This is a genomic window from bacterium (genome assembly GCA_026398675.1).
Classification (GTDB): domain Bacteria; phylum RBG-13-66-14; class RBG-13-66-14; order RBG-13-66-14; family RBG-13-66-14; genus RBG-13-66-14.
In genome coordinates this window covers 1-3980 of record JAPLSK010000263.1, presented here as the reverse complement: position 1 = coordinate 3980, position 3980 = coordinate 1, and the positions used below count along the sequence as shown (strand labels likewise).

At 64.8% G+C, this 3980-nt stretch carries 5 protein-coding genes; 1 reads left to right on the top strand and 4 read right to left on the bottom strand.

Annotated features, from left to right (window positions below; genetic code table 11):
- The 4 genes from NTW26_08225 to yajC form a co-directional block, all read right to left on the bottom strand.
- A partial coding sequence (locus NTW26_08225) for a hypothetical protein (GenBank protein MCX7022237.1) occupies positions 1-405 on the bottom strand: 405 nt, incomplete at its 3' end.
- Positions 406-474: 69 nt separating this feature from the next.
- Positions 475-1440 (bottom strand): hypothetical protein, encoded by a 966-nt coding sequence (locus tag NTW26_08220; protein MCX7022236.1) that lies wholly within the window; start codon positions 1438-1440, stop codon positions 475-477.
- Between the two features lie 57 nt (positions 1441-1497).
- On the bottom strand, positions 1498-2568 hold the full coding sequence (buk, locus tag NTW26_08215) for a butyrate kinase (GenBank protein MCX7022235.1): 1071 nt from the start codon (positions 2566-2568) through the stop codon (positions 1498-1500).
- A 48-nt stretch (positions 2569-2616) separates the two neighbouring features.
- A complete protein-coding gene (gene yajC, locus NTW26_08210) occupies positions 2617-2967 on the bottom strand; it encodes a preprotein translocase subunit YajC (GenBank protein MCX7022234.1) in 351 nt (116 codons plus the stop codon).
- Positions 2968-3286: 319 nt separating this feature from the next.
- On the opposite strand from yajC, the gene NTW26_08205 reads away from it, so the two are divergent.
- A partial coding sequence (locus NTW26_08205; GenBank protein ID MCX7022233.1) for a hypothetical protein occupies positions 3287-3980 on the top strand: 694 nt, incomplete at its 3' end.

Below are 3980 nucleotides of genomic sequence, written 5' to 3'. Positions count from 1 at the left end.
CACGCCGCCGCCCACGTAGGGGCTGAAATCTCCGCCGAACTCGTAGTACGCCCCCAGGGAGAAGGGCACGACGAAGAAGCGCGGTGTGTTGTCGAAATCCGGGTTGTTATCCACCTCGCCCAGATAAAATCCCGCCGTGGCCATGGCCTTCCAGTCGCCGCCCTCGAGGTTGACGAAGCCCTCGAAGCGCCAGGCCAGCGAATCGAAGTTGAGGTAGTTCTCCTGGGAGAATGGGAGGAAGAAACCGAAGCGCCCGCCGTAGTAAATTCCCGTGGCGACGCCGGTCCCGCCGTTTCCCTCGGCGGGGATGACGATGTGCCCGGGCGTTCCCGGCAGGACCTCGTCCTCGGCCGCGAGGGAGACGAGCGCCGTCAGCAGGAGGACCGCGAAGACGAGGCGGGGCATGGCTCTCCTTCGAACTGTTTCGATTATAGTGTAGCCTCGGAGAGGTTCTTTCGCAAGAAAAAAGCGGGCTTAGGCCCGCCTCTTGAACTCCTCGATCCGGGTGACGGGGCCCGGTTCCACACACCGCTCCCGCGCCAGGGCCAGGGAGAGGATGTCCCCCCGGAGGACCAGGCCCAGCGCGGCGGTGAGCGGGTCGGGATCCTTGCTCTTGAGAATAATAGTATGCACGCCGTCCCGGAGAACCTCGTCCAGCGGCGGCGCGTCGGCCAGAGTCAGGCATAGGCGTCGCGGCGGCTCGCCCGGCCCGGCGCCCTCTATCTCGTTGTGGGCCAGCTCGGGCAGCGTGCCGGACCAGGCGTACATCTTGGCGTTCTCGTTGAGCTGCTGCTTCAGGCGCAACGCGGCGGCGGCGGTGAGCGGGCAGGTGCCGTAGACGACCAGGGGGTGGTCTTTCATCACTCGGGCCAGCTCGTCGAGGTCGGTGTGTCCGCCGGAGGAGAGCCCGTCGCGAAGACGCATCAGCGCCTCCACGGTTTCCCCCGGCTCCCAGAGCCTCCCGCCGGTCAGCCGCTCCACGGCGCGCAGGCCGGTTCCCAGGAGGAAGCCGAAGGCGGCCCGGGGCGGCATCCCGCCGGGCACGGTCAAGAGTGGCGCCCCCTTTCTTTTTAGAATCTCACCGAGCTTCCCGCCGGTGGAAATGCCGACCACCGTGGCGCCGCTATCCAGCCCACCCCGCAACGCGGCCAGGGTTTCCGCGGTCTCGCCGGAATGGGAAATCGCCACCAGGGCGTCGTCTTTTGAAAGCCACCACGGAACCCCCGACCAGGGCCAGGGGATGACGGGGGTGTCGCCGTTTTGCGACAGGGCCTCGATGAATTTCCCCGAAACGCCGCTGCCGCCCATCCCGGCGACGAGAACGCGTCCCGGCGGGTGATCCGGTGTGCGAAGGCCGTCCAGCCCCGGCGCCTCGTAGGCGAGCTGTTCGGGCAGGCTTTCGGCCCACCGCAGCATCTGCGCCGCCGTCGCCCCGACCATGCCTTCCCCTATAGTTATAAGGGCACCCGGCGGGTGCCCCGTGGGATTCAATCAGAGCTACTTGTAGACCTTCGCCTTCTCCTCACCCCTCAGGACCCGGAGCGCGCCGCACGCCAGGGCTCCCATCTCGTCCTCTCCCGGGTAATTCAGAACCTCGCCCAGCCACTTTATCCGGGGCAGGAGGAGGTCCATGAAGAGCTTGTTCTTGGCGCCGCCGCCGGTGACGACCACGGCGTCCGGTTTGCCCCCCAGGGCGGCGGCCATGGCGCCGCACTCCTTGGCCACCTGGTACGCCATGGCGTCGAACACCCTCCGGGCTTCCTTGTCGCCCGCCTCCACCCGGGTTTCTAACTCGCGCATGTCGTCGGTGCCCAGGTAGGCCATGAGACCGCCCTGTCCCACGGCCCGGTTCTTGAGCTCGGCGGCGGAGTATTTGCCCGAGAAGCAGAGCTTGATCAGCCCGGTGGTGGGCAGGCTGCCCGCGCGCTGGGGAGAGAATGGACCGCCGTCGTTGGCGTTGTTCACGTCGATCATTTTCCCGCGGCGGTGGGCGGAGACGCTGATGCCGGTCCCCAGGTGGGCGATGACGAGGTTCAGCTTGTCGTAGGGCTTCTTCAGCTTCTCGGCCGCCCGGCGGGCGACGGCCTTGAGATTGAGGGCGTGGGAGAGGGACTTGCGCTCCAGTTCGGGCAGCCCGCTCAGGCGCGCCACGTCGTCGAACTCGTCCACGCTCACGGGGTCCACGATGAAGGCGGGCAGACCGTGGGGCTTGGCTATCTCGTAAGCCAATAGGCAGCCCAGGTTGCTGGCGTGCTCGGCGGCCACGTTGCCCGAAACGACGTCGGACACCATCGCCTTGTTGACCTTGTACGTGCCGGAGACGAGGGGCTTGAAGGCCCCGCCCCGCCCCACCGTCGCGTCGAGATCCTTCGAGGAGAGGCCTATTTTGCCAAGAACCTCGAGGATGAGGTTCTTGCGGTAAGCGAGCTGGTCCAGGATGCTCGTAAAAGACGAAAGCTGGTTGTCTTGATGGCGCACCACCTCGATGAAGCTCATCTTCTGGCCGTCGTACACGGCGATCTTGGTCGAGGTGGCGCCGGGGTTGATCACAAGTATCTTTTCAGCCATCTCACGCCCTTCCTCAGTTGCCGGTCGGTCGCCGGTCAAAGGTGGGAGCTACTCGGCCGATCGGTCCTTGGAAATCACCTGGGCGATGGAGCTCTTCAAGAACTCGAGCTTCACGTCGCCCGAGACGCGGATGGTCACCGAGTCCTCCTTGTCGTCCACCCCGACTACGGTGCCCTTCAAGCCGCCGATGGTCACCACGCGGTCGCCCTTGGAGACGGCGCTGAGCATGGCCTGCTTCTGTTTCTCCTTCTTGCGCTGGGGCATGATTATGAGGAAGTAGAAGATGGCGATGACGATTACGAAGGGGAGGATCAGGCCGAGGATTCCCCCGCCGCCGTCGCCACCCTCTCCTCCGCCGCCCCCGCCTCCCGAAAGCGCGTAAACCAGATGTGTTAACAAGGGTTACTCCCCTCTGACCGGTGGACTTGAGACGTTACCGTGCAACCGCCGGAGTGAAGCAAACCCTCACCCCACGGTCAACTCCCCAAAAACTTGTCAGCCGCTGGGGGTGTGTATGATAGCCGAGATTGCCGGGCATACTCACCTCCGCCGGTAGGGAGACGGCCGATATGTGCAGACTGCCCGCGGTTCTGCTAATGCTGCTCCCGTCCGGCTCCTCGGTGGCCTTCGCGTAAATGATGAGTGGTGGAGCGTTTCAACGTTTGTGATATGATACTGAAGTTATATCTTTGCTACCGGGCTCTTTGAGGAGGGGTTGATGCGTAAGCTATTTCTCGTCTTTTTCGTAGTCCTCGCCACGGGCTCCCTCGCCGCCGAAAAGACCACCGTGGCCTTCATCGGCCTGGAGGCTTCCGGGGTGAGCGAGGCTTCAGCCAGTGGGATCGCCGACACGCTCCTGGACGCCCTGATTAACACCAGGCGCTTCGAGATCGTCGAGCGGGAGCGGCTGAACGCCCTCTTGGAGGAGCAGGGTCTGGCGCTTTCCGGCTGCACGACCATGGAATGCTTCGTCAAGGTCGGCCAGTTGGCCGGTGCGTCCAAGGTCGTGGTGGGCAAGGTGTCCAAGGTGGGCGAAACGTACACCGCCACCGTCCGGGTGGTGGACGTCTTCCTCGGCAAGGTCGAGCTCTCCGAGTCGGCCGAATCGAACAGCCTGGATGGCCTGCTTTCCGCCAGTCGGGAGATGGCCGGCCGCCTGGCCGCGAGCATCCCCGTGGTCGGCACCGTGGTCTCGGTTTCCGGGGACACGGTCAAGCTGAACCTGGGCCTGCAGGAGGGCGTGAAAAAGGGCGACACGGTCGAGCTCTACCGTCTGGGCGAGGAGTACTACGACCCCGACACCGGGCGATTCCTGGGCCGCGATATCGAGGAGTTGGGCGAGGCGAAGATCACCAGGGTGTTGGCCGACGAGCTCTCGGAGGCGCTCTATTCGGGCGACATTCCGCCGATAA